Origin of the sequence: Streptomyces flavovariabilis (genome assembly GCF_000725785.1) — a bacterium.
GTDB classification, from domain to species: Bacteria; Actinomycetota; Actinomycetes; order Streptomycetales; family Streptomycetaceae; genus Streptomyces; species Streptomyces hawaiiensis.
In genome coordinates this window covers 1-340 of record NZ_JNXD01000096.1, presented here as the reverse complement: position 1 = coordinate 340, position 340 = coordinate 1, and the positions used below count along the sequence as shown (strand labels likewise).

Annotated in this window: 1 protein-coding gene; it reads right to left on the bottom strand. The window is 66.5% G+C overall.

What is annotated here, in order from left to right; genetic code table 11:
• Nucleotides 1–340 (bottom strand): condensation domain-containing protein (locus IO24_RS41795; protein ID WP_037670003.1); only part of this gene is annotated, 340 nt, incomplete at both ends.

Genomic DNA, 340 nt, shown 5'->3' with positions numbered 1-340 from the left:
CAGAGCGGTCACCGTGTCCTGCTCGAACAGGTCCGTGCGGTAGGTGAGGGAACCGACGATCCCGTCCGGGGAACCGTCATCACCCCGCCGCTCCGCCAGATTGACGGTGAGATCCATGCGGGCCGCCTGAACGTCGGCGTGCTCACGTACGGCGTCCACTGCCAAGAAGTTCACGGTGGCGGGCGGGGTGTTGTTGAAGGCCAGGGTGACCTGGAAGAGGGGGTGGTGTGCGAGGGACCGTGTCGGGTTGACCGCTTCGACCAGGCTTTCGAAGGGGAGGTCCTGGTGGGCGTAGGCGTTGAGGTCGGTCTCGCGGACGCGGTCGAGGAGTTCGGCGAAG